The sequence below is a fragment of the Geobacillus sp. CX412 genome (assembly GCF_027942335.1).
GTDB classification, from domain to species: Bacteria; Bacillota; Bacilli; order Bacillales; family Anoxybacillaceae; genus Parageobacillus_B; species Parageobacillus_B toebii.
In genome coordinates, this window is the sequence record NZ_CP103461.1 from 585,072 (window position 1) to 610,194 (window position 25,123).

A 25,123-nucleotide genomic window follows, 5' to 3' on the forward strand; every position below is an offset into this window, starting at 1 on the left:
AGGCTTATTCTTGTCTCGCTATAACCTCTCACCTTTCTCTCTCTTCTTCGCACCCATTAAGAAGATATTCGTACCTTCTTATTGGTTGTCGTCCATTTGCCTTTGCTAGGGCTGCGAACTAGGTCGTTATACGCTAACACGTTTAAATCACGCTGAATCGTTCTTGGGGTGGTGCCAAACTCATCAACAAGCTCTTGTGTCGTTACGGTTCCTTTCTCACTAATGTACATGTATACGGATTTAATTCGTGTTAGCATACGATGTGTTGAAGGTTTCAAAAAACCACTCCCTATCATTGCATAATTCGCATGGCACAACATCGCTGCTTCTGAGATGAGAGATTATATCTTGCTGTGATTTACTATCATTTTACACGAAAATAGATGAAAAATGCTACCTATTTACCGATATTAACAAAATATTTCAATATTTTTTAATAAGATATTAATATTATCGTAAAAAAAGAAAACTTTGACTTCATTTCTTCATTTATGTTACGGTTGCAGCAAGAAAAAAATGAAAAAAGAAAGGAAGAATGGAGATGAATATCGATTGGATGGAAGAGGTATTGAAGCGAAAAGAGGCGCTTATTCAAGATACGCAGGCGCTATTGCGCATTCCGAGCGTTCTCGATGAAGAGAATGCAACAGAAGAAGCCCCGCTTGGACAAGGAGTATACGAGGCGTTGCAGTTTTTATTGCAGAGGGGCCAAGAAGAAGGGTTTGCGGTAAAAAACGTCGATGGCCTCGCGGGACATCTTGAAATCGGACAAGGAGAGGAACTCATCGGCGTATTATGCCATGTGGATGTTGTACCACCGGGAGATGGCTGGTCAAGCGACCCGTTTGCTGCAGAAATCCGTGATGGGAAATTATATGCTCGCGGCGCGATTGACGATAAAGGACCAACAATGGCTGCATTTTATGCTATGAAAATTGTGAAAGAACTCGGGTTGCCATTGCAAAAACGAGTGCGTATGATTGTTGGAACAGATGAAGAAAGCAAGTGGCGTTGTGTCGAACATTATTTTAAGCATGAGGAAATGCCGACAATGGGATTTGCTCCGGATGCGGATTTTCCGATTATTTACGCGGAAAAAGGAATTGTCGATATGGATTTGCGCAAGCCATCAATAGGAACACAGGAAGAAAGTGAAATTCGGCTGCAGTCGTTCCAGGCAGGAAGACGTTATAATATGGTTCCTGACTTTGCTAAAGCGGTATTGCTCGTTCGTGCAGACCGGCAACAAGAAATCGAACAGCAGTATCGCCAGTTTCTTCATGAAACGAGCATGAATGGAAATGCTGTTGTGGAAGGCAATACCGTTACTCTTCAATTAGAAGGAATTTCCGCTCATGCGATGGAACCAGAAAACGGGAAAAATGCAGGTTTATGGCTGGCGAAGTGGCTATCAGATGTTGCGTTGGATACGCAGGCGCAATCGTTTATCCGTTTTGTGACGGACTATTTCTTTGCCGATTCTCGTGGAAAAGCGTTAGGCATTGCTTACAACGATGAGATTACCGGCGATTTAACAGTCAATGTTGGAATATTATCATATGATGCGCAAGCTGGAGGAAAGCTTGGCATTAACATACGCTATCCGGTCACCAATGATATAGAACAAACGAAGCAAAAACTACAGAACATCGCAGCGCAGCATGGTTTTGCGTTGGAACATTTTAGCGATTCAAAACCGCACTATGTTGATCCAAATCATGTACTTATAAAGACGCTTCAACGCGTATACGAAGAACAAACAGGAGAACGCGCTTCCTTGCTTTCCATCGGCGGCGGTACATATGCCCGTTCGCTGAAAGCGGGAGTAGCGTTTGGACCGCTGTTTCCGGGACGGCCGGATGTGGCGCATCAAAAGGATGAATATATCATGATCGATGATTTATTGAAAGCAACCGCGATTTACGCTCAGGCAATTTATGAATTAGCAAAATGAAAAAATTCTAAACATATGTTACGATAAAGAAAAACCGCTCTTTTTAGGGCGGTGCTTTTTCATGAAAGGATGCGGAATCAAGTATGGAGGCAGCGTTAAAACGAGGGGAATCGACTGGTAAGTCCACATTTTCGTTATTTTATTTCTTTGTATTTTTTGCATTCGGAGCATTATTTCCGCTTTTATCCGTATATTTACAAGAAGTGGTCGGTCTTTCGGGAACAGAAATTGGAGTCATTATGTCCATAAGTCCAGTCACAATGATTTTTGTACAGCCGATTTGGGGGATGATTACCGATTATACACGTAAACCGGTTTTCGTTCTGACAATCGCACTATTAGCTACTTCATTCATTGGACTAATGTATTCATTTGTGCATGAATATCATTGGCTTATTGTCATGGCTGTTTTACTGGCATCCGCCCAAAGCGCGATCGTTCCGATTTCCGACAGCATTACGCTTCATTATGCGCAAAAGAATGGCGAAAAGTATGGATCTATTCGTTTATGGGGATCGATCGGCTTTGCTGTTGCCGTACTGATTGGCGGGTGGCTATCAGACCGCATTGCGCTTGTTGTCATTTTTTATTTGTTTTCGTTTATGCTAATACTGTCCGGCTTGCTCGCCAGCCGGCTTCCAAAAGAAAGCCAAACGATGAAAGCGGAAGCGCTGCGCGGTATGGCGCAGCTGTTTCGAATTCCTCATTTTGTATTATTGTTGCTCGCTACTTTCTTTATTTTTGGTCCTATTTTAGCGAATAACTTTTATTTTGGGATATTCATTAAACAGCTTGGTGGTACGTTGACGGGAATAGGCTTGGCGTTTTTATTGGCGGCGGGAAGTGAAGCCCCATTTATGAAAATGACAGATGGACTTATTCATCGGTTTGGGATGGTTCCACTTTTAATGTTTGCTACTGCTGTATCATGTTTACGTTGGCTGTTTTATTTTTTCGAGCCGCCGCTCTTTTTCGTATATATGACAACGATTGTTCAAGGTCTTTCCGTCGGCTTATCTATTCCCGCGGCGCTTCAATACGTACGTGATGTTGCGCCAAAACAAGTAAGGGCGACAGCAGTATCCCTTTATTCCGCCGTAGGCAATGGGTTAGGCGTTTGGTTTTGTACATTTATCGGTGGATATATGCTTGAACGTTATCATATTGGGGCTATATATTTATTTTTCAGCATTTGCACGTTTGTCGGCATGCTTTCATTAGTGTGCATTCATTTGCTGAATAAGAAAAAAGCTTCGGCATAAGAAAAGGTGGAGAACGATGAAAAAAACGCATTATTTTATCGCTATCCCTATCGCTAGCGAAGTAAAAAACAGATTTCACAATGGAGAGATGGAATCGTTTCCCATTTTCCATTTCGTTCATGGGTGCATGAAGAAGATTACCATATTACATTAGCATTTTTAGGATACGTTCCACCTGCAAAATTGGACGCGATATGCAAAACAATGACGCAAGTGGCAAAGCGCCACGCTCCATTCTCATTATCCTTATCAGAAATACATACATTTGGAAATCGAACAGCGCCGCGGATTTTATGGCAAGGGGTGGAAAAAGAAGAAAAACTATTTGCCCTGCAACGCGATGTGTATACCGCCTGTATCGATATCGGATTTTCTTTAGACAAACGGCCGTTTACCCCGCATATTACGATTGCTCGCAAATGGCAAGGAAATGAAGAGTTTCGCTTAGATGCGCTTAAACAGAAATCAAGAGTAACGGCGACCTTTTCCGTTCATGAAATGGTGTTATATCAAACCCATTTAGAGCGAACACCAAAATATGAAGCGCGCGCTTTGTTCCCGCTTTTCTAAAAGTAAACTTCTTATTTGAAGGAAGTGTTGTGAGTGTGGGCCAATTAATAAAGCTTCAAGACTATATTTCTAGGTATGAAACGGATGTGTACCGCTACACAAGTGAATTTATTCGTCTAAAGAAAAAACAATGGGAGCAGACGAAAGAACAATGGGAAAACAATAGAAGGAATAATGATGCTCCTCAACCGGATGAAACGTGGGAATGGTTAATAGAAAAACCGTCATTGTTGGAGCGGATGAAAAAATGGTTTCGCCGTTCTTCCGTATTGGAAGAAGCAACAGAATCGCAAGTAAATGATTGGAACGAAGAAGAGAGCTTGTCGACTATGATTGCGGAAGCAAAAAATATAGATGAATTAAAAATTTTATTTTTGGAAAATATGTTCGAATTGCAATTAAAATGGGCAAGCTCTACGATATGGTATGAATCGAAGGTAAATAAAAAGTTTTACTATGAAGAAAGGTTGAAATATTTTTTACAGCGTTTTCCCGACACATATTTATGTTTATACAAACCCGTATTTTTGGTCAAAAGCGCTCCGGTCGAATTAGATGTCATTTTATTAAGTCCGACCACAACATGGTGTATTACGTTTGCCGAAGGGGAAAAAGATAATATTATCATAGCGTCTTCAGACCGTTTTTGGACGGAAATAACGAAGCGGGAAGAAAAGAAAAAAATCAATCCGGTTATCGCTTTGCAACGAATGGAAAAAATAGTGGCAGATATATATAAACAGTACCATATTGATTTTCCTATCAAAAAAGCAGTGGTGAATCGTTATGGCTATATCGATGATCACCGTACTTTTAGCAATGTGCAGTTTATTGACAAACGAAATTATGAACGTTGGTTTTCGTCTTTGCGGGAATTAACGATTCCGTTGAAGCATGTGCAATTAAAAGCGGCATCTTTTTTGTTGCGCCATTGCTATAGTCACTATGATATACGAACAAATTGGAATACGGATGAAGAAAAGGTGTAAAGCTAATTACACCTTTTTTATTGGCATTTACGTTACGGAATAACGCAAAAGTCCTGCGATACAGCCAGCTGCTGCATAAGCTTCATTTGCACCGTATTTCCTATGTTTCGCATATGATATAGCACACTAGTATACACAAAAGGGGGTGAATGGATTTGCACGATATACATCGAGAGTTTGAAGCATATTTAGATGCAATGAATTTGGCGACGATTTTAGTACCAAAATCGTATCGCGATGGAAAAATACAAATATTTTCGTTAGAAACGCCGCATAAAGAGCGCCATCCTTTGCAAATAGAGCGCCAAATAGATTTAGGATCAAGCATGAAATATGAGTGCATCATCGATATCCCGATAGAAATAGGAAAACGTTATCTTATTTATGATCATCAAGGTGGAGTCACTGATTTGCAAATCGGAGCGGTTGTTCGAACCGTGCCATTTGATGACAAATTTTTTTATGACGGCGATTTAGGAGTTGCGTATACGCAGGAGCAAACAACCTTCAAAGTTTGGGCGCCTACGGCAACGGAGGCAAAAGTAAAGCTGATTGACCCAAAAACAAAAAAAGCCGACTATATACCGTTAGAACGATTGGAAAAAGGAGTATGGACGGCGACTGTATTCGGTGATATGGAAGGGATCTATTACACATATGTCGTATGTGTGAACGCTGTTTGGCGTGAAGCCGTGGACCCGTATGCGGTTGCTGTTTCGGTTAACGGGGAGTATGGGGTTATTATCGATTTAGCGAAGACACGCATCGAAAAACCATCCGTCCCTCCGCTTTCATCCCCAACTGACGCGATTATTTATGAAATGCATATGTGTGAGTAAAATGTTTGTGGGAAAAATTCTTAGAAGTTCCCCGATGAGGGGGTTGGGAACGTAGGTTCGCAATCCCCCCTCATCGGGGCCACCAAGCGAAGCGCGGTAGGATCCCAAGCAGGAAACATGAAAAAAGGACTCTCTCCCTGGTAAGATGTTCATTGACCACACTACAAACAGGAGGAGAGAGTCCTATGAATATTCAACAACATCTTACCACAAATTCGTTGACATGGAAAGAGATCGAACTTGCTTTGTTTCGAGCCTTGCAAAACGCCTTCGCCGAGCTGTTTACGGCTCTGTTGGAGGACATCGACCGGCAATTGGCAGAGAATCGAGATAAGCGCCGATACCACTTGAAAGACAAACGACGCACCACGATTCAAACCCTGTTTGGCGAAGTCACCTTTGAGCGAAACTACTATTTAGACCGAGAACAAAACCGTTACACGTTTTTGCTTGACTCCTTTTTAGCGTTTGATGGATCACAGTCAATCAGCCCTTGTCTAGAAGAAACAGCGGTGGGATTGGCGGTGGAGTGCTCTTCCTATCGCAAAGCGGCTCGTACGCTTGCCCAGATGGTCGGGTATCCGGTGATGAGCCATGAGGCGATCCGCCAGTTGGTGCTCGAGGCCGAAGTTCCGCTGCACTGCCCGGTGGACCAGCGATATGGACGGGTGCTGTTGGTGGAGGCCGATGGACTGTTTGTTTCCCGCCAAGGGAAGGGAAAACGGGCCAAGGAAGACAAAATCCTGACCGTTCACGAAGGATGGAAGCGCAACGGCTCCCGGATCGAATTCGTGAATCAGCGCCATTACGTCCATGAGGGCAAGGGGGAGGTGTGGGAAGGCTTCGAGGAATTTTTGATAAATGAATATGCCTATGATCCTTGCCGGGATCTTCTTGTCATCAACGGGGACGGCGCTCCATGGATTACCGCGTGCCGGGAGTATTTCAAGGGACGGGTCTGCTTTCAATTGGATCGATTCCACGTGGCGCGTGAATTGCGCCAATGCCTCTCGGGCCATCCACGGTGGCAGGCGATTCGGCAAAAGCTGGTGAAGCAGGATGAAGAGGGGTTGCTTGTGGAACTGAACAGCGCCCTCGGTACGCTGGGGGACGAAGCGAAAGAACAACAGCTGGCTGCCTTGATCCACCGGATCGAATCGATGCCGGGATGCATCCGTGATTACCGGGAATGGCTGAAGGAGCAAGGAGTGGACACAACGGGCATGTATCCGATGGGGAGGGCTGAAAGCGTGATGAGCCAGTTGGCGTATCGGGTGAAATACCGCCGCAGTTGGACAGACAAGGGACTCAGGGCGTTTTTCAAGGCAATGATTGCCCGGATGGATGGGATTCGTCTTTTCGGACGTCGTTTCGGAGAAGAATCGTCGCATCCGGCGGAGGAAACGGCATCCACTAAACAGACGGTCGTGAACAAGGCGAAACAACGCGTCCGCCGTCTTCTTCCGGAGGTAACGCGGAATAACGTGCCATATTTACAGCAATCGTCCGGGACACCGATCTATCATGCCCTGTCTGAACTCAAAGGATGGTAAAAAAGGTATACATATCGATCTGTCATGGCAAGGGATGAGAGTTCGAAAGCGCTTACGGATAAAATTCAAAAAAATGGTTCGCCAATCTATGACTTACACCTGTTTTCAGCGAACCAAAAAAGTTCCCACAAAATCTTGACTGACTCAATGCATATCCGTGATTTTACGATTCATCCGGAAAGCGGTAATATGCATAAAGGGAAATATTTAGGGTTGACCGAACTGGAAACAAAGGGGCCAAATAATACGACAACAGGGCTTTCTTATTTAAAAGAGTTGGGCGTCACTCATGTAGAATTGCTCCCATTTAATGATTTTGCCGGAGTGGATGAGTGCCATCCATTGCAGCAGTATAATTGGGGATACAATCCGCTTCATCATAACGCTCCGGAAGGGAGTTATGCGACCGACCCGAATGATCCGTATGCTCGTATCCGCGAATTAAAGCAGGCGATTCATACGCTGCAAGCACAGGGCATTCGTGTCATTATGGATGTTGTCTACAATCATGTTTATATGCGCGAGCAGTCTTCATTCGAGAAAATCGTTCCTGGATATTATTTCCGCTATGATGCATACGGCAATCCGGCTAATGGCACCGGGGTTGGAAACGATATTGCTTCCGAACGAAAAATGGTGCGAAAATGGATTGTAGACTCGGTGCGATTTTGGGTGGAAGAATATCATGTCGATGGATTTCGCTTTGACTTAATGGGAATTTTAGATATCGAAACAATGAAAGCGGTTCGTGAAATGCTTGATACACTTGACCCGTCCATTCTTGTACTCGGAGAAGGATGGGATTTGCCGACACCGCTTCCGTCCGAACAGAAAGCAACGATGCAAAACGCAGAAAAATTGCCGCGGATCGCCTATTTTAACGATTATTTCCGTGACAGTGTCAAAGGAAGCACATTCCATCTGTTTGATCGAGGATTTGCACTAGGCAATTCCAATGATGGCGAAAAGGTGAAAGTGGCGATTAGCGGAAGCGTTCGCAAGAAACACGGACTATTTCTTCATCCAACCCAAACGATTAATTATGTCGAGTCCCATGATAACCATACGTTTTGGGATAAAATGGAGATCGCTAACGGTCATGAAGATGAACAAACGAGAAAAAAGCGGCAAAAATTAGCGACAGCGATCGTGCTGCTTTCGCAAGGAATTCCGTTTTTGCATAGTGGACAGGAATTTTATCGGACAAAGCAAGGAGTAGAAAATAGCTATAATGCTCCTGATTCGATTAATCAAATCGACTGGAAACGAAAGAGCGAGCATGAAGACGATGTCCGCTATGTTCAAGGGCTTATTCAGCTCCGAAAGTCCCACCGTGCTTTCCGATTTACTACCGAAGCAGAAATAAACAATCACCTTTTTTTCCTTGAGACACCAGCATTCATCATCGCATACCATCTTCGCGATGTACAGCAATATGGACCTTGGCGCGATATTATTGTTATTCACCATAATCAAGTAGAAAAACAATCTGTTTTTCTGCCTGATGAAGAAGAATGGCATGTCATTTGTGACGGGATTCACAGCGGAACGGTTCTATTGTTTTCCGTGCATAAACAAATAAACTTGGCTGGAATTGGAACATGGGTGCTTGTGAAACAAACATAAACATATCTTTCCTATTTTTTACAAAACACACAAAACATTTGCAAGATGTGGCGATATTTCAGTATAATACAAGTAAAATAAACGAGCAAGAACGGAAACTTGGATGTCTTTTTGTTTGCGGAAAATAAAAATGTGAATTGACGAAAAAAAGCTCTTCCATATAAAATCTAGTAAGACAGCTATTGTCTGAAAATACGAAATCAGGTGATGCTGTCTCTTATTTTTTTAAGTCGAAGGTGAACTTGCTTTGGAACAGTTACTAGGAAAGGAGTGGGACATCACTCCTGCTGGCGGCACAACTGGAGATGCGTATTTTGCGGAATATGAGGGGAGAAAGTTGTTTTTAAAACGGAATTCTTCGCCATTTCTTGCGGTTTTATCAGCGGAAGGCATCGTCCCAAAACTGATTTGGACGAAGCGAATGGAAAATGGCGATGTGTTTACCGCTCAACAGTGGTTGAACGCAAGGGAATTGAAGCCACAAGATATGGGAAGTGAACAAGTGGCGAACTTATTGCGGAAAATTCATCGTTCCAAAGATTTAGTAACAATGCTGAGAAGGTTAGGAAAAACGCCATTACTGCCAGAGATGATGATGGAAAAACTAAAAGAGCAATTCACTCCCCATTCATTTGAGGAGCCGTTGGTGGAACAGGCACTCGATTGGCTCGAACAGCATATGTCTTCACTTCAATGTGATGAGTATGTCGTCTGCCACTGTGATATTAACCATAACAACTGGCTGCTTGCTGAAGATGGAAAATTGTACTTAATTGATTGGGATGGTGCGATGATTGCCGATCCGGCCATTGATATCGGGATGTTGCTTTATTCCTATATTCCTGAAGAAAAATGGGAAGATTGGCTCGAACTTTACGGCCTTAAGTTAACCGATGATTTGCGTTTTCGCATGAAATGGTATACTATAGCGCAAACCCTTCACTCGCTTATATGGCAAAAAGAAAAAAATGCAAAAAAGGAAATGCAACAGTCGTTGCATTTCCTACGTAAGCTGATTGACCCACTCCGATAATTGCTGTTGATGGGATAAAATGTGAGAGTTTAAATCAGCGCTATACTTTCCGTTTTGTCCGTATGTGTAAATGTTTGGAAGCACGCTTTTTATTTTCGGATGCACTTGTTCATTTCCCATCAATGATTTTACGAGCCGTTCGATTTGTTCACATTCGGAGACGGTGCCGCAGCAGTCAGCTTGATGTTCCGATAAAATATCTTTTAATATGGTGATTTGATGCTCGTGATTTAGTGGCAACACTACCACCATCCTTTGAAAAAGTATGCTATACATTTATAATATGCGCAGATATAGGGGGTTTTATCATTCGTTTTTCGCAGTCGTACGCACGGCTGTGTTTTTTTATGGCGAAAAAGTTTTGTGCTAGGCATCGATAAATGAGCTTGCATATTTGTGCTTATTCATGATATCGTTGACAACGATGAACAAAGAAACAGAGGTGTCCGTATGCGTCTACGTAATAAACCATGGGCAAAAGAAAAAATTGCTGCATATCCGCAATATGTTATTCCAAATCCAGAAGAACATAAAGGAAGATGGAATGAGCTATTTGGCAATGATCACCCAATTCATATCGAAATTGGTACAGGAAAAGGAAAATTTATTACAGAAATGGCGAAAGCAAATCCAAACATTAACTATATTGGTATTGAACTGTACCCAAGTGTACTTGTCTCTGCATTAGATAAACTCATTGAAAATGAATTGCCGAATTTGCGTTTATTAAATGTGAATGCGAAAGATTTAACGAATTTTTTTGCGGAGGGAGAAATCGAACGCATTTATTTAAACTTCTCCGACCCATGGCCGAAAAAACGGCATGAAAAGCGGCGATTAACGTATCGTGCGTTTCTTGAGTTGTATGAGAAAGTGTTAGTGGATGAAGGAGAAATTCATTTTAAAACCGATAATCAAGCCTTTTTTGAATATTCGCTTGTTAGTTTTTCACAATATGGATTAGTGCTGACATACGTAAGTTTGGATTTACACAATAGTGATTTTGAAGGAAATGTGATGACGGAATATGAAGAAAAGTTTTCAGCAAAAGGAAATCGCATTTACCGATGTGAAGTAAAATATCCGCCAAAGCATCAAAAGGCTGGTCTTTGAAGAAAAGACAGCCCTTTATTTTTTTGTTTTCGAAATATTTGCAGAAATGATACACTAAAATAGCGAGGTGATGGGGAAATGGAACAATTGCAAATTGGAAAAATTAAAATGACATGGTTAAACGGAGGGGTAACACATTTAGATGGCGGAGCAATGTTCGGAGTTGTGCCGAAGCCGCTTTGGTCGAAAAAGTATCCGTCTAATGACAACAATCAAATTGAATTGCGTACCGATCCTATTCTCGTACAAGTGAACGGAAAAAATATCTTGATTGAATCAGGGATTGGCAATGGAAAATTATCGGATAAACAAAAACGGAATTTCGGGTAACGGAGGAATCAAAACTCGAACAGTCTCTCAACGAGCTGGGGCTGTCGACGGATGATATTGACATCATTCTAATGACACATATGCATTTTGATCACGCTTGCGGTTTGACAAAATGGGAGGGAAATCGGCTTGTTTCTGCTTTTCCGCGCGCGGAAATTATTACGTCACAGAGAGAATGGGAAGAAATGAGACAACCAAACATTCGCTCGCGTAATACATATTGGAAGGAAAATTGGGAGCCGATCGCCGAGCAAGTCGTTTCGTTTGAAAAAGAAAGAGAAGTAGCAAACGGGATCAAAATGGTACATACCGGAGGACATAGTGACGGGCATTCGATTATTTTGATCGAATCGATGGAGAAATGGCGATTCATATGGGTGATTTATTAGCGACGCATGCCCATCAAAATGTATTATGGGTAATGGCATATGATGATTATCCAATGACATCGATTTTCGAAAAACAAAAATGGATCCCATACGCGATCGAAAAACAGGCGTGGTTTACGTTTTATCACGATGCGTATTATCGTGCGCTAAAGTGGGACGAGAACGGAAACATCATCGCCCATGTTGATCGAAACCGCCTGTGATTTTGATCCATGTTGAAAATGGAAAGGGATGCCTCCTGTTGGGATGGGGGCACCCGTACGGTCTTAAAGCGGTTTCGTTTCGATGATGGTTCCCGTATAGGCGTCGATGACAAATTCGTATTGTTCATGATCACGGCAGACGCCTCCTTTGTACACCGTGTAGATGATATTGTTTTTTTCGTATGTTTCCGGATTTGTTTGAATCCATGAGCCGCTGATTGGCGCTTGTTGCAAAAAGGCTGCTTTGGCTAGTGAAAGTGCTTTTTCCGAAGAAATCATTCGCTGTTTTCGCTTCGTTTCAACGACGTATGCCGCGATAAATCCAACGGCCATACCAGCTATAAATTTTTTCCAGTTCATTAGTAGAGACCTCCGCAGTTTCTTGTCTACCGTTTAGTATATCCGATTTCACCAAAGAATGTAAGGAAAGTGGAAAAACGTTTACTTGTTCGTTACAATAAAAATGATTAGAAAAAAGGAGTTAAGAACGATGAATGTAGAAACGCTTCGACTGTTTCAAACATTGACCGAATTGCCGGGAGCGCCAGGCAATGAACATGCGGTGCGGAATTTCATGCGCAAAGAGCTGGAAAAGTACGCGGATGAAGTCGTACAAGACCGGCTTGGCAGCATCTTTGGCGTCAAACGCGGCGATGAAAACGGTCCTACCGTGATGGTTGCAGGGCATATGGACGAAGTCGGCTTTATGGTCACCGCTATTACCAATAACGGCATGATTCGTTTTCAGCCGCTTGGCGGCTGGTGGAATCAAGTATTGTTAGCACAGCGCGTACAAATCATTACCGATCATGGTCCAGTTGTTGGAGTGATCAGCTCGATTCCGCCGCATTTGTTGAGCGAAGAACAACGAAACAAGCCGATGGAGATCAAAAACATGCTCATCGACGTCGGTGCTGATGACCGTGAAGACGCGAAAAAAATGGGGATTAAACCAGGACAACAAATTGTACCGATTTGCCCATTTACCCCAATGGCCAATCCGAAAAAAATTTTGGCAAAAGCGTGGGACAATCGTTATGGCTGTGGATTGGCGATTGAATTGTTGAAAGAGTTGAAGGATGAGAAACTGCCAAACGTGCTATATTCAGGTGCTACTGTCCAAGAAGAAGTCGGGTTGCGCGGAGCGCAAACCGCCGCAACCATGATTCAGCCTGATATCTTTTTCGCGTTAGACGCAAGCCCGGCGAACGATATGACCGGAGACGCGAAAGAATTTGGGCATCTTGGAAAAGGGGCGCTTGTCCGCATTTATGACCGTTCGATGGTGACTCATCGCGGTATGCGTGAATTTGTATTAGATACGGCGGAAACGCACGGCATTCCATATCAATTTTTCGTTTCACCGGGTGGAGGAACGGATGCCGGAAGAGTGCATATCGCCAACAGTGGAGTGCCTTCTGCCGTGATCGGTATTTGTTCCCGTTATATTCATACACATGCGTCGATCATTCACGTCGATGATTATCAGGCAGCAAAGCAACTGCTTATTGAACTTGTAAAGCGGTGCGATAAAGCAACAGTCGATGCAATTAAGAAAAACAGCTAATCAATATGAGAAGTCTTGTTTGACAAGACTTCTCTTTTTCCGTAAAAAGGAGTGGGAAGCATTGAAAATCATTGCCATTGGCACAACGAATCAAGCAAAGGTGGCGGCCGTCCGCAGCATTTTTTCTTCGGAACATTATACCCTTGTACCAACGGATGTTCCATCGGATGTTTCCGCCCAGCCGATTTCCGACCACGAAACGCGTCAAGGAGCGATAAATCGAGCTAAACACGCGCTACAAAAAGAGAACGCGGACATCGGCATCGGTTTGGAAGGCGGTGTGATGGAGATAGACGGAGAGTTATGGCTTTGCAATTGGGGAGCGCTTGCCGACCGTGATGGCACCGTTATTACCGCCGGCGGAGCGCGCATTCCGCTTCCTTTTGAAGTGGCAAAAGGAATCCGTGCTGGCAGAGAACTCGGAGATGTGATGGCGGAATATACAGGAGAAAGAAACATCCGCCATAAAGAAGGAGCGATCGGTGTTTTTACAAACGGTTATGTCGATCGTGCCGGCATGTTTCGACATATTGTTCAGTTATTAGTCGGTCAGTATGAATTTTTTTGTCAAAATCACTGATTCGCGATATCATAAAAAAGACATAGAAAGGAGTTTTTATCAATGAAAACGATTGAAACAGCAGCACAATATGAGGAAGTGAAAAAAACAAAAAAAGCAATATTCGTTTTTTCTGCTGATTGGTGCCCGGACTGCCGATTTATTCAACCATTTTTGCCGGAAATCGAGCAGGCTTTTTCCGAATATGAGTTTTATTACGTTGATCGCGACCAATTGCTCGAAGTATGTCAGCAAGAAAACGTTTTTGGCATTCCAAGCTTTATTGCTTATGACAACGGAAAAGAGTTAGGCAGATTTGTCAGCAAAGATCGCAAAACGAAAGAGGAAGTTGAACGGTTTATCCAGAGCTTGTCATAATATAGGGGGCATATCCATGGATAGTAAACAAATGTGTGAGGAAATAAAAAAAAGGCTTGCCCGCGATGATTGGACGTTTCAATTTGACCGAAAAAAGGATACGCTCCGCATTGAAGATAAAGAAACGAAAAAAGGGGTAACGATTTCGCTTCCGGGTGTCATTGCGAAATGGCACGAACAAAAAGACGAAGCGGTTGACGAAATTGTATATTACGTTGAACAAGCGTTAAATACCATGCATGAAAAACATACGCTTTCCGGCAAAGAAAAAGATATTTACCCGGTTATTCGCTCGACATCGTTCCCGACGGAGACAAAAGAAGGCATTCCACTTCTTTATGATGAACATACGGCGGAAACCCGCATTTATTATGCGCTTGACTTGGGCAATACGTATCGGCTGATCGATAAAAAGATGATGGAACAAGAACAATGGAATGAAGAACGAATAAAAGAAATTGCTCGTTTTAATGTCCGTTCGTTGGATGTTCATGTCAAAGAAGACGAAGTAGCCGGAAATACGTTTTATTTTGTGAATACAAATGATGGCTATGACGCAAGCCGCATTTTAAACGAGCCATTTTTAGCGAAAATGAAAAAGAAAATAACGGGAACGATGGCGCTTGCTGTGCCACATCAAGATGTGCTGATTATTGCTGATTTGCAAAATGAAGTTGGATACGATGTGCTCGCGCAAATGACGATGAGCTTTTTTGCGAGTGGACGAGTGCCGATCACCGCTTTATCATTTTTATATGAAGATGGAGAACTCGAACCGATTTTTATTTTAGGAAAAAATTATCGCAAAAAATGAAGAAAGGATGAGTGGGGATGAACGTATTTTATAACCGTCAAGGAGTCGGCGATGTACTTCTCGTTTCATTAAAACCGATTCAGCCAGATCAGCGGGCGTTTGAAAAAAAAGGAGACGTTGTCCGCATCTTTGATGAAAAAACAGGAGAAACAGCAGGATATAATATTTTTCAAGCTTCTACTTATCATCATTTTGACGGTAACGGCTTATTGGAGCTGAACGAGGAGCTTGTTTCTGTCATTAACAATATATTAGAGAAAAACGGCTGGAACGAAACGATTGAAGCCGATCTTTCTCCAAAATTTGTAGTTGGTTATGTAAAAGAGAAAAAGAAACATCCGAATGCGGATAAATTGAGCGTATGCCAAGTGGACGTCGGAACAGAAGTATTGCAGATTGTATGTGGCGCACCAAATGTGGAAGCAGGGCAAAAGGTCGTTGTCGCCAAAATTGGTGCGGTGATGCCAAGCGGACTTATTATTCAGGAGGCAGAATTGCGCGGTGTTCCTTCGTACGGGATGATTTGTTCCGCGCGCGAATTGGAATTGCCAAACGCTCCGCAAGAAAAAGGCATTTTAGTATTATCCGATGAATATGAAGTGGGTCAGCCATTTACTTGGTAATGCGATGATAGTCACTAGATGGATTCTAGTGACTTTTTTTCCGAAACGAATTTAACAGAAAGAGTGATTGAGCGATGAAATGGTTAAAACGATTCGTTCGTTATTTGCTGGAAACAGAGGAAGAAGAACAATACGTTTCGTCGCAGAAAAAACAGAGGGAGAAACTTTCTTCTTCCCAATTGGACGTAAAGGTGGCATATCAATATCCAAAAGGAAACTTCCGGTTTCCGCTTATTCCAGATGAACCAACATCGAAACGCCGTCATTCATCATTTCGGAAAGAACATCATGAACACGTTTCTTCTGTATGGAATTCCGATCATTTGCCAAGGCGTGTAAAGGAAAGCCAACAAGACCATTCGGCAGATTCAGAAAAAAAACGGTTCCGGCCTTCTGATGTGCTGTCTCCTATTTATGGATATAAAAGAGTAACGAAAAAGAACGAACCTGTAATAGAATGGGAGCTGCCATCTAGCTCCATAGAACGTGCAACAGATCTATTGCCATCTGTACCGGAAGAAAAAGTAGATGACATCAATGATCCGATACCAACGCCGTCGGAACGATTAGAAACAAGCGAAAAAGAATCAGTGGACAACGCTCCTCAAGAAAAAGAAGATGGATTCCAATCACCAAAAGGAAAAGAGGAAGAACAAATCGAAACGATCGCGGCGGAAAAGGAGACGAATTTACAAGAAACGGAAGCAGCAAAAAAAGAAGAGACAAAGACGGATATGCCCGAAAACGACCATCATACGAGCAAACAATCATCCCATTCGACACGTTCTCGCATTCCATACAATGTTATTATGCTAAAACAAGATCGGAAAAAGTGGGAAGAAAAAAGACAATCTGCCGCAAGCGGGTATCAATTCCCGTCCTTATCGCTGCTAGAGAGTCCCAAACGAAGCCAAGAAAGCGATGAGCAATGGATTCGCGAGCAATGTGAACGTCTGAATCGAACATTTGCCAGCTTCCATATTGGCGCCAAAGTGGTCAACACAACACAAGGGCCAACGGTAACGCGGTTTGAAGTACAGCCGGACCTAGGGGTAAAAGTAAGCAAAATTACGAATTTAGCAGATGATATTAAGCTAAATTTAGCAGCAAAAGATATTCGGATTGAAGCTCCGATTCCGGGAAAACGCACCATCGGTATTGAAGTTCCAAACTTGAAAAGCCGGCCTGTATGGATTCGGGAAATTTTAGAAAGCAATGCGTTTCGAAACAATCCATCCCCGTTAACGGTCGCGCTTGGACTCGACATATCGGGAGCGCCAGTAGTAACAGATTTAAAAAAGATGCCGCATGGATTAATTGCCGGAGCGACCGGTTCAGGAAAAAGCGTGTGTATTAATGCAATGCTTGTCAGTTTGTTGTACAAAGCTGCTCCACATGAAGTAAAATTGCTCCTGATTGACCCAAAAATGGTGGAACTCGCTCCATATAATGATATTCCGCATCTTGTCAGCCCGGTCATTACGGATGTGAAGGCAGCAACGGGAGCGCTAAAATGGGCGGTGGAAGAAATGGAGCGGCGGTATGAACTTTTCGCCCATGCAGGTGTCCGTGATATTCAAAAATACAATGAGCTCGTGAAACAGAAAAACAGTCCAGAACATCATCTCCCGTATATTGTTATTATCATCGATGAACTCGCGGATTTAATGATGGTAGCGCCGGCGGATGTCGAAGAAGCGATTTGCCGCATTGCGCAAAAGGCAAGGGCGTGCGGAATTCATTTAGTTGTTGCGACACAACGCCCATCCGTTGATGTGATCACCGGGTTAATCAAAGCGAATATCCCGACAAGAATCGCCTTTTCTGTTTCATCCCAAGTCGATTCACGGACGATTATCGATACGAATGGTGCGGAAAAACTGCTCGGACGCGGCGACATGTTGTTTTTAGAAAATGGATCATCGAAAACGGTACGTGTTCAAGGAAATTACGTATCTGATGAAGAAATTGAGCGGGTAGTGGCCCATGTGAAAACGCAGATGGCGCCGTCTTATTTGTTTCAGCAGGACGATTTTGCCAAAAAGACGGTTGCTCATCATGAGGAAGATGAGCTTTTTTATGAAGCTTGTGAATTCGTTGTGCAACAAGGAGGAGCTTCTACGTCGAGCTTGCAACGTCATTTTCGCATCGGCTATAATCGCGCAGCCCGCTTAATAGAGATGATGGAAGAACAAGGAATCATTTCTGAAGCACGAGGCAGCAAACCGCGAGATGTATTAATTACTGAAGAGGAATTGGCGAATTTGCAAGAAAATAGTATGATATGATAGAAATGTGTTATACATCACATGAAGACATAGGCGAGGGAGCAGCGATGAAGGAAATCGAATTAAAATTGCAAGGGAAAATTAAACGATTAACGAATAAAACGTTTAAATTTGATGAGCGGATTCGTGACGGCTGGTTTTCCGCCGTTTATTTTTTAAAAACGCGTGAAATTGTCAAAGAGTTTTGTCCAAATAATATTGTTACGATGCAATTTTTTCAAAAGGAACATGCTGTATTATGTGGAACAGATGAGGTGATCGCACTCATCAAAACATTTGCTGACGAACCTGAGAAGTTAGAAATTTATTCATTAAAAGACGGGGATAAGATCAGTCCATTTGAAACCGTATTGACCATTACTGGCCCGTATCAAAATTTCGGGTTTTTAGAAGGGGTTATTGACGGCATTTTAGCCCGGCGTACGTCAGTGGCGACGAACGTTTACAATGTCGTGAAAGCGGCGGCGTTATCGGGTGTGCAAAAACCAATTATTTTTATGGGAGACCGCGACGATCATTACACTCAACAAGCCGGCGATGGCTATGCGGCGTTTATTGGCGGTTCAACGGCGCAAGCGACTCATGCGATGAATGAATGGTGGGGGAAACAAGGAATGGGAACAATGCCGCATGCGCTCATCCAGTTATTTGACGGCGATGTTGTTGCGGCGGCAAAGGCGTATTACCAAAAATATCCGGAAGATGACTTAATTGTGCTTGTCGATTACAATAATGACTGTATTACCGATGCGCTTCGCGTTGCCCGTGAGTTTGGCGATAAATTAAAAGGGGTTCGCGTCGATACATCGAGAACGATGATTGACCAATATTTTATTCGGCATCCGGAAGTGCTCGGAACGTTTGATCCCCGCGGCGTCAATCCACCGCTTATTTTTGCGCTCCGTGAAGCGTTAGATCGTGAAGGATTCCACCATGTGAAAATTGTCGTCAGCGGCGGATTTAATGAGGAACGTATTATCGAATTTGAAAAGCAAGGCGTGCCTGTTGATATGTATGGCGTCGGCAGAAGCCTTCTTAAAATTCATATCGGCTTTACCGGCGATAATGTATTGTTAAACGGAAAGCATCAGGCGAAAGCAGGAAGAAGATATCGGCCAAATCCACGCTTAGAAAGAGTCGATTTGTCGGAAATATAAAGGTTGCTGATAGAAAGACCGTCCCATTCGTTTTCTTTTGGACGTACTCATAGTTTTTAGAAGCAAACAATGTTATAATGATGAAATATGAGAATACATATGCCAAATGAAATAAATGGCAAAACTAGATGAACGTCATATACTGTCTTACAGATAGACGATTGTTGGAGGGCTTAATCATGACAGTTTACCATTTTGTTGGCATTAAAGGAACAGGAATGAGCGCTTTAGCGCAAGTTCTTCATGATATGAACTATACGGTCCAAGGTTCAGATGTCGAGAAGCGTTTTTTTACCCAAAAAGCATTAGAGGAGCGGGGAATTCCCATTTTGCCCTTTAACAAAGAAAATATTAAACCGGGCTATACGGTGATTGCAGGCAATGCTTTTCCTGAAACGCATGAAGAAATACAAGCTGCTCATGAATTAGGAGTGCCTGTGATCCGGTATCATCGCTTTTTAGGGGAATTTTTGCAAAAGTTTACAAGCATTGCGGTTACGGGATCGCACGGAAAAACATCGACGACTGGCTTGCTTGCACATGTGATGCAAGGGGTGCATCCGACATCATATTTAATTGGTGATGGAACGGGAAAAGGGATAGAAGGAAGTAAATATTTTGTATTTGAGGCATGCGAATACCGCCGCCACTTCTTATCCTACTTTCCAGATTATGCAATCATGACAAATATTGATTTTGATCACCCTGATTATTTTGCCAATATCGACGATGTATTTTCAGCGTTTCAAGAAATGGCGCTGCAAGTGAAAAAAGGGATTATCGCTTGTGGGGATGATGAATACTTACAAAAAATTCAAGCAAAAGTGCCGGTGTTGTTTTACGGATTTGGGGATGATAATGATTTCCAAGCGCGCAATGTGGTGAAAACAACAGAAGGAACAGCGTTTGACGTGTTTGTCCGCAATACGTTTTTTGCTTCGTTCGAAATTCCGCGCTTTGGCGACCATAACGTATTAAATGCGCTTGCCGTCATTGCGCTTTGCCATTATGAAGAGATGGATGTCCGCATTATTCAAGAACGATTAAAAACGTTCCAAGGCGTAAAACGCCGTTTTAGCGAAAAAGTGCTTGGCAATCAAATTTTGATTGATGACTATGCGCATCATCCGCGGGAAATTATCGCAACGATTGATGCGGCGAGACAAAAATATCCGGGGCGCGAAATTGTTGCGATTTTTCAGCCGCATACGTATACGCGAACACAAACGTTTTTGCGGGAATTTGCGGAAAGCTTGCAGCAAGCTGACCAAGTATATTTATGTGATATATTTGGCTCTGCTCGCGAGCATCATGGCAAATTATCGATTCATGACCTGCAGGCGCAAATTCCGAATTCCCGTCTCATTCAAGAAGATAATACATCTATATTAAAACAGCATGAAAACGCGGTATTAATTTTTATGGGCGCAGGAGATATTCAAAAGTTTCAAGAAGCATACGAGCGGACGGTTCACTCATAATTTGGTGCTTTTTAGTAAAAAAGAAAAACGAGCTAGGCATCCACTTGCCGGCTCGTTTTTTATCGCCAAATTTATCAGCTCACATTGTGAATAAATAAGCATGTCTCGTAGGAAATTTCACCGCCTCGATATCCTGAAGGCTGCTTATTATGACCATGCCGCGATGAATGAGCGTTATGCAATGCCCTTGTTGGAAATGGAAACATTGATTTCGCATCATTTTTTGAATGAATATACTTGCAGGAATTTGTCGGATGGATGTCGAACGTTTGAAAAGGGAAAAATGTGGAGAACCCAAAACGGCTGCTAGCAAGGAGGAAATTAAGTGGAAATCATTTTATATGCCAGCATCGCGTTGATTGCCATCTCTTTTTTCATATTAGTCATTTATATCGCAAGGACATTAACGGTATTGCAGGAAACGATCCGACGCTTAACGGCGACCATTGACCATTTAGACAAAGAAGTGCAGAGCATTACGACGGAAACGGCACAGCTGTTAAAGAAAGCGAATGCGCTTGCTGATGATGTTCAGAAAAAAGTGGAAGGATTGAATTCGCTTGTCCATGCCGTAAGTGATGTCAGTTCTACCGTTCAGTCGTTCAACCATTCGCTGCAACAATTTTCTTCCTCTGTGACAAAGAAAGTAGATGCATACCAAGAAAAAGTAGTAAAAGTAATGCAATGGGGAAATGCTTTTATGGAAATATGGGAAAAATGGAAGGAAAGGAAGCAAAAAAAGACGAAGGAGGCTATATTTGATGGCAAAAAATAATGGAGGATTTTTGTTAGGAGCGATTGTCGGCGGAATTGCTGGTGCGGTGACGGTGATGCTATTGACAAGCGAAAAAGGAAAACAATGGCTCGCTGAAATCAATGAAACAGGAAAATTAGAGCCGATGAAAACAACAGCAACAGAATGGTTAGAAGTCGCCAAAGAAAAAACGAAAGAAGTAACGAAATTTATTCCAATTGGAAAAACGGACGAGAAGCTATCTTCTTCTGAATCTACAACAACGTCGGAAACATCGGTCATCCCGATTTCGGTGCCAGCGAGCGAAAAGGATAAAGAAAATATAGAAAAATTGTTGAAAGAAGCAGAAGAAGCGTTCCATGATGCGGAGCAAAAACTGCAAAAACAAAATGAAACGGAGTGAGCAAAGTGGGAAAGAAGAAACTGAGCGATGAAATTCAGAGTGTAAAAGAGGGAAGGTTTTATTCAAACATAGTCTTACTGCCAAATAGTCAAGCAGTTCAGAGTGAAAATTGCGCGATATCCGGAAGTGATATATAGTTGTTTAAAGCAAGAGGGAAACGTTTTCCACTAAATAGTTCTAACTCCAATTAGTCACGGTTTCAAGGTATGAAAATTGCGCACTATCAAGTGGCAAATTTGTTTTCAAGCGCTGAAAACGATGAAACGTTGAAACATGATCTCCGCAAGCACTTTTGTTTGAAAATGGATCTGTCGTGTGGCATACATCGCACTGGAATATCACATATGACTCTCTAAAAAAAGAAGTAATACAAGCATGAATGGCGTCTTTGGTCGAAGACTCCATTTCTAACATATAGCTGTAAAAGACATGCACCTCCAAGCGTTTACGAAAGGATGGTGCATGTCCTTTTTTATTGTCCATTGGCGTTTGTTTCCGAGTGATTCAGACACTTTTTATGCAATTCTCATAAAATATCTTATGCAATTTCTTATAAAATACTTTATTGCTTAAAAGCGTTTAATAAATAAAGTATTTTTTGATGACAACTGCTTCTGTTTCCATTATAATAATGACTAATTAAAAAATAATAACCACAAAGTCCGTGACTGGAGTCATCCGGATAAGGTGGAAAATGGTTTTGAACTAAACTGCACGAAAGAAAGGATGGGAAAGCATGAGCAATAAGAGATTAGATGAGCTGCGGGCAAAGGTGGATGAGATTAACTTACAAATTTTAAAATTAATTAATGAACGAGGGAGACTTGTTCAAGAAATTGGAAAAATCAAGGAAACGCAAGGAACATATCGTTATGACCCAGTGCGTGAACGGAAAATGCTTGATTTAATTTCTGAGCACAACGATGGACCATTTGAAACATCGACATTGCAGCATATTTTTAAAGAAATTTTTAAAGCTGGTCTTGAACTGCAAGAAGATGATCATCGTAAAGCATTGCTTGTATCGCGCAAGAAGCATCCGGAAAATACGATTGTTGATGTAAAAGGAGAAAAAATTGGCGACGGCAACCAATATTTTGTGATGGGACCGTGTGCGGTCGAAAGTTATGAACAAGTTGCGGCTGTTGCAAAAGCGGTGAAGAAACAAGGATTAAAACTTCTTCGCGGCGGTGCGTACAAACCGAGAACATCGCCATATGATTTCCAAGGACTAGGCGTGGAAGGATTAAAAATTTTAAAACGAATTGCCGATGAGTTTGACTTAGCTGTGATTAGTGAAATTGTCACCCCTGCGGATATTGAAATAGCGCTAGACTATATTGATGTGATTCAAATTGGTGCGCGCAACATGCAAAACTTTGAGCTTTTAAAAGCGGCAGGCCAAGTGAACAAGCCAATTTTGTTAAAACGCGGGCTAGCGGCAACGATTGAAGAATTCATTAATGCGGCAGAGTACATTATGTCGCAAGGAAACGGTCAAATTATTCTTTGTGAACGCGGTATTCGCACATATGAGCGCGCGACAAGAAATACGTTGGATATTTCTGCGGTGCCAATTTTAAAGAAAGAAACACACTTGCCTGTATTGGTTGATGTTACTCATTCAACAGGCCGTCGTGACTTATTAATTCCTTGTGCGAAAGCAGCGTTAGCAATTGGCGCGGATGGAGTAATGGCAGAGGTACATCCAGATCCAGCGGTTGCATTATCGGATTCGGCACAACAAATGGATATTGCTCAATTTAATGAATTTATGGAAGAAATAAGAGCGTTCCAGCGGCAAATGGTAAAAGCATAATGGAATTCAACGTCCCCCTTCAGCAATTCTCTGAAGGGGGAATTTTCTGTTTACTGCCATTTGGGTTGTGATGTTTTTTGGAATGTACGTTTCGCTTTCCAAGATGTAACGCGGATTTCCTGAACTAATCTTCGTGAATGCATTATTTTATGAGAATTTGCGTTCGGTTGCAAAATATATCGGAAACGGAATGGAAATGGACCATAAAGTTATCATTGTTCATAGGTTGGGTATGATATACATAGAAAGTTTTCCTCAATATTAGTGAATTGTTTGTGAAAACATTTGCAAAATAGTTGCCAATTCGTTGCGATTCAGCCATAATGTATCGTATGATATTTTTGCATAAACGGATATTTGTTGTTATGAAAATAACAATCGATGTTTATTTATAAAAAAGAGGAGTGAAATCAATGAATGTAACGATTTACGATGTGGCACGAGAGGCAAACGTGTCGATGGCGACCGTGTCTCGTGTCGTGAATGGAAACCCAAATGTGAAGCCATCAACAAGAAAAAAGGTGTTGGAAGCGATTGAACGTCTAGGCTACCGGCCAAATGCGGTTGCACGGGGACTTGCTAGCAAAAAAACAACGACCGTTGGGGTTATTATTCCTGATATTTCTAGCATCTTTTTCGCGGAATTGGCACGTGGAATTGAAGATATTGCCACGATGTACAAATATAATATCATTTTAAGCAACTCTGACCAAAATAAAGAAAAAGAATTGCATTTGCTCAATACGATGCTCGCTAAACAAGTGGACGGCATTTTGTTTATGGGTGGAAACATTACCGAAGAGCATGTCAATGAGTTTCAGAAATCACCTGTGCCAATCGTGTTAGCCGCAACGATTGAACCAAATAATACCATTCCATCAGTCAACATTGATTATGAACAAGCTTCCTTTGAAGCGGTTACTTATCTTGTAGAAAAAGGAAACAAGCGGGTCGCCTATGTGACGGGACCGACGGATGATCCAATCAATCAAAAGAAATTGGCGGGCTACCGCCGCGCTTTAGAAACGCATGGAATAGCCTATGACGAAGAGCTTGTAATTGAAGGAGATAACTCCTATGATTCCGGCATTGAGGCATACGAAAAAATCGCTGAATTAGCCGAGAAGCCAACCGCTGTTTTTGCTGGAACTGATGAAATGGCGCTTGGCATTATCCATAGCGCGCAAGATCATGGCGTTCGCATTCCGGATCAATTAGAAGTGGTCGGTTTTGACAATACACGGCTTGCGACAATGGTTCGTCCTCGTTTAACGACGGTAGTGCAGCCGATGTATGACATCGGTGCGGTTGCGATGCGTTTATTAACTAAATATATGAATAAGGAAAACGTCGAAAACCATATCGTCGTGCTGCCGCACCGTATTGAATATCGTGACTCAACGAAATAACGAAAAGGGG

At 42.4% G+C, this 25,123-nt stretch carries 23 protein-coding genes and 3 pseudogenes; 23 read left to right on the forward strand and 3 right to left on the reverse strand.

Features of this window, described 5'->3' with window-relative positions; genetic code table 11:
• Window positions 1-56: 56 nt before the first annotated feature.
• The gene (locus tag NXM86_RS03055; protein ID WP_015864852.1) at window positions 57-278 is read right to left on the reverse strand and encodes a DeoR family transcriptional regulator; all 222 of its coding nucleotides are present in this window, start codon (window positions 276-278) and stop codon (window positions 57-59) included.
• 263 nt (window positions 279-541) lie between these two features.
• Between NXM86_RS03055 and pepV the strand changes: the two genes are divergently transcribed.
• The 8 genes and pseudogenes from pepV (at window position 542) to NXM86_RS03095 (ending at window position 9,826) form a co-directional block, all read left to right on the forward strand.
• Window positions 542-1,954, forward strand: coding sequence for a dipeptidase PepV (gene pepV, locus NXM86_RS03060; protein WP_081188744.1), 1,413 nt, complete (start codon window positions 542-544; stop codon window positions 1,952-1,954).
• Window positions 1,955-2,037: 83 nt separating this feature from the next.
• Window positions 2,038-3,216: an MFS transporter gene (locus tag NXM86_RS03065; RefSeq protein ID WP_015864850.1), complete on the forward strand. Its 1,179-nt coding sequence runs from the start codon at window positions 2,038-2,040 to the stop codon at window positions 3,214-3,216.
• A 16-nt stretch (window positions 3,217-3,232) separates the two neighbouring features.
• A pseudogene (thpR, locus tag NXM86_RS03070) lies at window positions 3,233-3,786 on the forward strand (RNA 2',3'-cyclic phosphodiesterase).
• A gap of 35 nt (window positions 3,787-3,821) precedes the next feature.
• Window positions 3,822-4,775: a nuclease-related domain-containing protein gene (locus tag NXM86_RS03075; RefSeq protein WP_081188742.1), complete on the forward strand. Its 954-nt coding sequence runs from the start codon at window positions 3,822-3,824 to the stop codon at window positions 4,773-4,775.
• A 155-nt stretch (window positions 4,776-4,930) separates the two neighbouring features.
• A complete protein-coding gene (locus NXM86_RS03080) occupies window positions 4,931-5,614 on the forward strand; it encodes a hypothetical protein (RefSeq protein WP_498958605.1) in 684 nt (227 codons plus the stop codon).
• A 185-nt stretch (window positions 5,615-5,799) separates the two neighbouring features.
• Window positions 5,800-7,167, forward strand: coding sequence for an ISLre2 family transposase (locus tag NXM86_RS03085; RefSeq protein ID WP_190305579.1), 1,368 nt, complete (start codon window positions 5,800-5,802; stop codon window positions 7,165-7,167).
• A 147-nt stretch (window positions 7,168-7,314) separates the two neighbouring features.
• A pseudogene (gene pulA, locus NXM86_RS03090) lies at window positions 7,315-8,793 on the forward strand (type I pullulanase); the annotation flags it as partial.
• Between the two features lie 247 nt (window positions 8,794-9,040).
• A complete protein-coding gene (locus NXM86_RS03095) occupies window positions 9,041-9,826 on the forward strand; it encodes a phosphotransferase family protein (RefSeq protein WP_062755018.1) in 786 nt (261 codons plus the stop codon).
• On the opposite strand, the gene NXM86_RS03100 is transcribed toward NXM86_RS03095, so the two are convergent.
• Window positions 9,797-10,066, reverse strand: a complete 270-nt coding sequence (locus NXM86_RS03100) for a YtzH-like family protein (protein WP_041269962.1) — start codon at window positions 10,064-10,066, stop codon at window positions 9,797-9,799. The two genes, NXM86_RS03095 and NXM86_RS03100, sit on opposite strands and share 30 nt — an antisense overlap.
• Window positions 10,067-10,276: 210 nt before the next feature.
• Between NXM86_RS03100 and trmB the strand changes: the two genes are divergently transcribed.
• Both trmB and NXM86_RS03110 read left to right on the forward strand, forming a co-directional pair.
• A complete protein-coding gene (trmB, locus tag NXM86_RS03105; protein ID WP_015864844.1) occupies window positions 10,277-10,939 on the forward strand; it encodes a tRNA (guanosine(46)-N7)-methyltransferase TrmB in 663 nt (220 codons plus the stop codon).
• 78 nt (window positions 10,940-11,017) lie between these two features.
• A pseudogene (locus NXM86_RS03110) lies at window positions 11,018-11,861 on the forward strand (YtnP family quorum-quenching lactonase).
• 63 nt (window positions 11,862-11,924) lie between these two features.
• Here the strand turns inward: NXM86_RS03110 and NXM86_RS03115 are convergent.
• Window positions 11,925-12,221, reverse strand: coding sequence for a PepSY domain-containing protein (locus NXM86_RS03115; RefSeq protein ID WP_015864842.1), 297 nt, complete (start codon window positions 12,219-12,221; stop codon window positions 11,925-11,927).
• Between the two features lie 130 nt (window positions 12,222-12,351).
• Here NXM86_RS03115 and NXM86_RS03120 point away from each other — a divergent pair, with 130 nt between their 5' ends.
• The 13 genes from NXM86_RS03120 (at window position 12,352) to ccpA (ending at window position 25,113) form a co-directional block, all read left to right on the forward strand.
• Window positions 12,352-13,428, forward strand: coding sequence for a M42 family metallopeptidase (locus tag NXM86_RS03120; protein ID WP_015864841.1), 1,077 nt, complete (start codon window positions 12,352-12,354; stop codon window positions 13,426-13,428).
• A 61-nt stretch (window positions 13,429-13,489) separates the two neighbouring features.
• Window positions 13,490-14,008: a DUF84 family protein gene (locus tag NXM86_RS03125; RefSeq protein ID WP_015864840.1), complete on the forward strand. Its 519-nt coding sequence runs from the start codon at window positions 13,490-13,492 to the stop codon at window positions 14,006-14,008.
• Between the two features lie 42 nt (window positions 14,009-14,050).
• Entirely contained in the window at window positions 14,051-14,365 is a 315-nt protein-coding gene (locus NXM86_RS03130) for a thioredoxin family protein (protein WP_015864839.1), read from the forward strand.
• A 16-nt stretch (window positions 14,366-14,381) separates the two neighbouring features.
• A complete protein-coding gene (locus tag NXM86_RS03135) occupies window positions 14,382-15,179 on the forward strand; it encodes a DUF1444 domain-containing protein (RefSeq protein WP_328268610.1) in 798 nt (265 codons plus the stop codon).
• Window positions 15,180-15,196: 17 nt separating this feature from the next.
• Window positions 15,197-15,802, forward strand: coding sequence for a YtpR family tRNA-binding protein (ytpR, locus tag NXM86_RS03140; protein ID WP_062755008.1), 606 nt, complete (start codon window positions 15,197-15,199; stop codon window positions 15,800-15,802).
• Window positions 15,803-15,876: 74 nt separating this feature from the next.
• Window positions 15,877-18,090 (forward strand): DNA translocase FtsK, encoded by a 2,214-nt coding sequence (locus NXM86_RS03145; protein ID WP_498958606.1) that lies wholly within the window; start codon window positions 15,877-15,879, stop codon window positions 18,088-18,090.
• Between the two features lie 47 nt (window positions 18,091-18,137).
• Window positions 18,138-19,247, forward strand: a complete 1,110-nt coding sequence (locus NXM86_RS03150; protein ID WP_015864835.1) for a nicotinate phosphoribosyltransferase — start codon at window positions 18,138-18,140, stop codon at window positions 19,245-19,247.
• Between the two features lie 179 nt (window positions 19,248-19,426).
• Window positions 19,427-20,728 carry a UDP-N-acetylmuramate--L-alanine ligase gene (gene murC / locus NXM86_RS03155; protein ID WP_062679259.1) on the forward strand — a complete coding sequence of 434 codons (1,302 nt, stop codon included), beginning with the start codon at window positions 19,427-19,429 and terminating at the stop codon, window positions 20,726-20,728.
• A 325-nt stretch (window positions 20,729-21,053) separates the two neighbouring features.
• Entirely contained in the window at window positions 21,054-21,503 is a 450-nt protein-coding gene (locus NXM86_RS03160; protein ID WP_015864833.1) for a DUF948 domain-containing protein, read from the forward strand.
• Window positions 21,490-21,885 carry a YtxH domain-containing protein gene (locus NXM86_RS03165; RefSeq protein WP_081188737.1) on the forward strand — a complete coding sequence of 132 codons (396 nt, stop codon included), beginning with the start codon at window positions 21,490-21,492 and terminating at the stop codon, window positions 21,883-21,885. Before NXM86_RS03160 ends, NXM86_RS03165 begins: the two co-directional genes overlap by 14 nt.
• A gap of 313 nt (window positions 21,886-22,198) precedes the next feature.
• A complete protein-coding gene (locus tag NXM86_RS03170; protein ID WP_498958988.1) occupies window positions 22,199-22,264 on the forward strand; it encodes a hypothetical protein in 66 nt (21 codons plus the stop codon).
• Between the two features lie 357 nt (window positions 22,265-22,621).
• A complete protein-coding gene (locus NXM86_RS03175; RefSeq protein ID WP_015864830.1) occupies window positions 22,622-23,704 on the forward strand; it encodes a bifunctional 3-deoxy-7-phosphoheptulonate synthase/chorismate mutase in 1,083 nt (360 codons plus the stop codon).
• Between the two features lie 413 nt (window positions 23,705-24,117).
• On the forward strand, window positions 24,118-25,113 hold the full coding sequence (gene ccpA, locus NXM86_RS03180) for a catabolite control protein A (RefSeq protein ID WP_062754998.1): 996 nt from the start codon (window positions 24,118-24,120) through the stop codon (window positions 25,111-25,113).
• Window positions 25,114-25,123 lie beyond the last annotated feature (10 nt).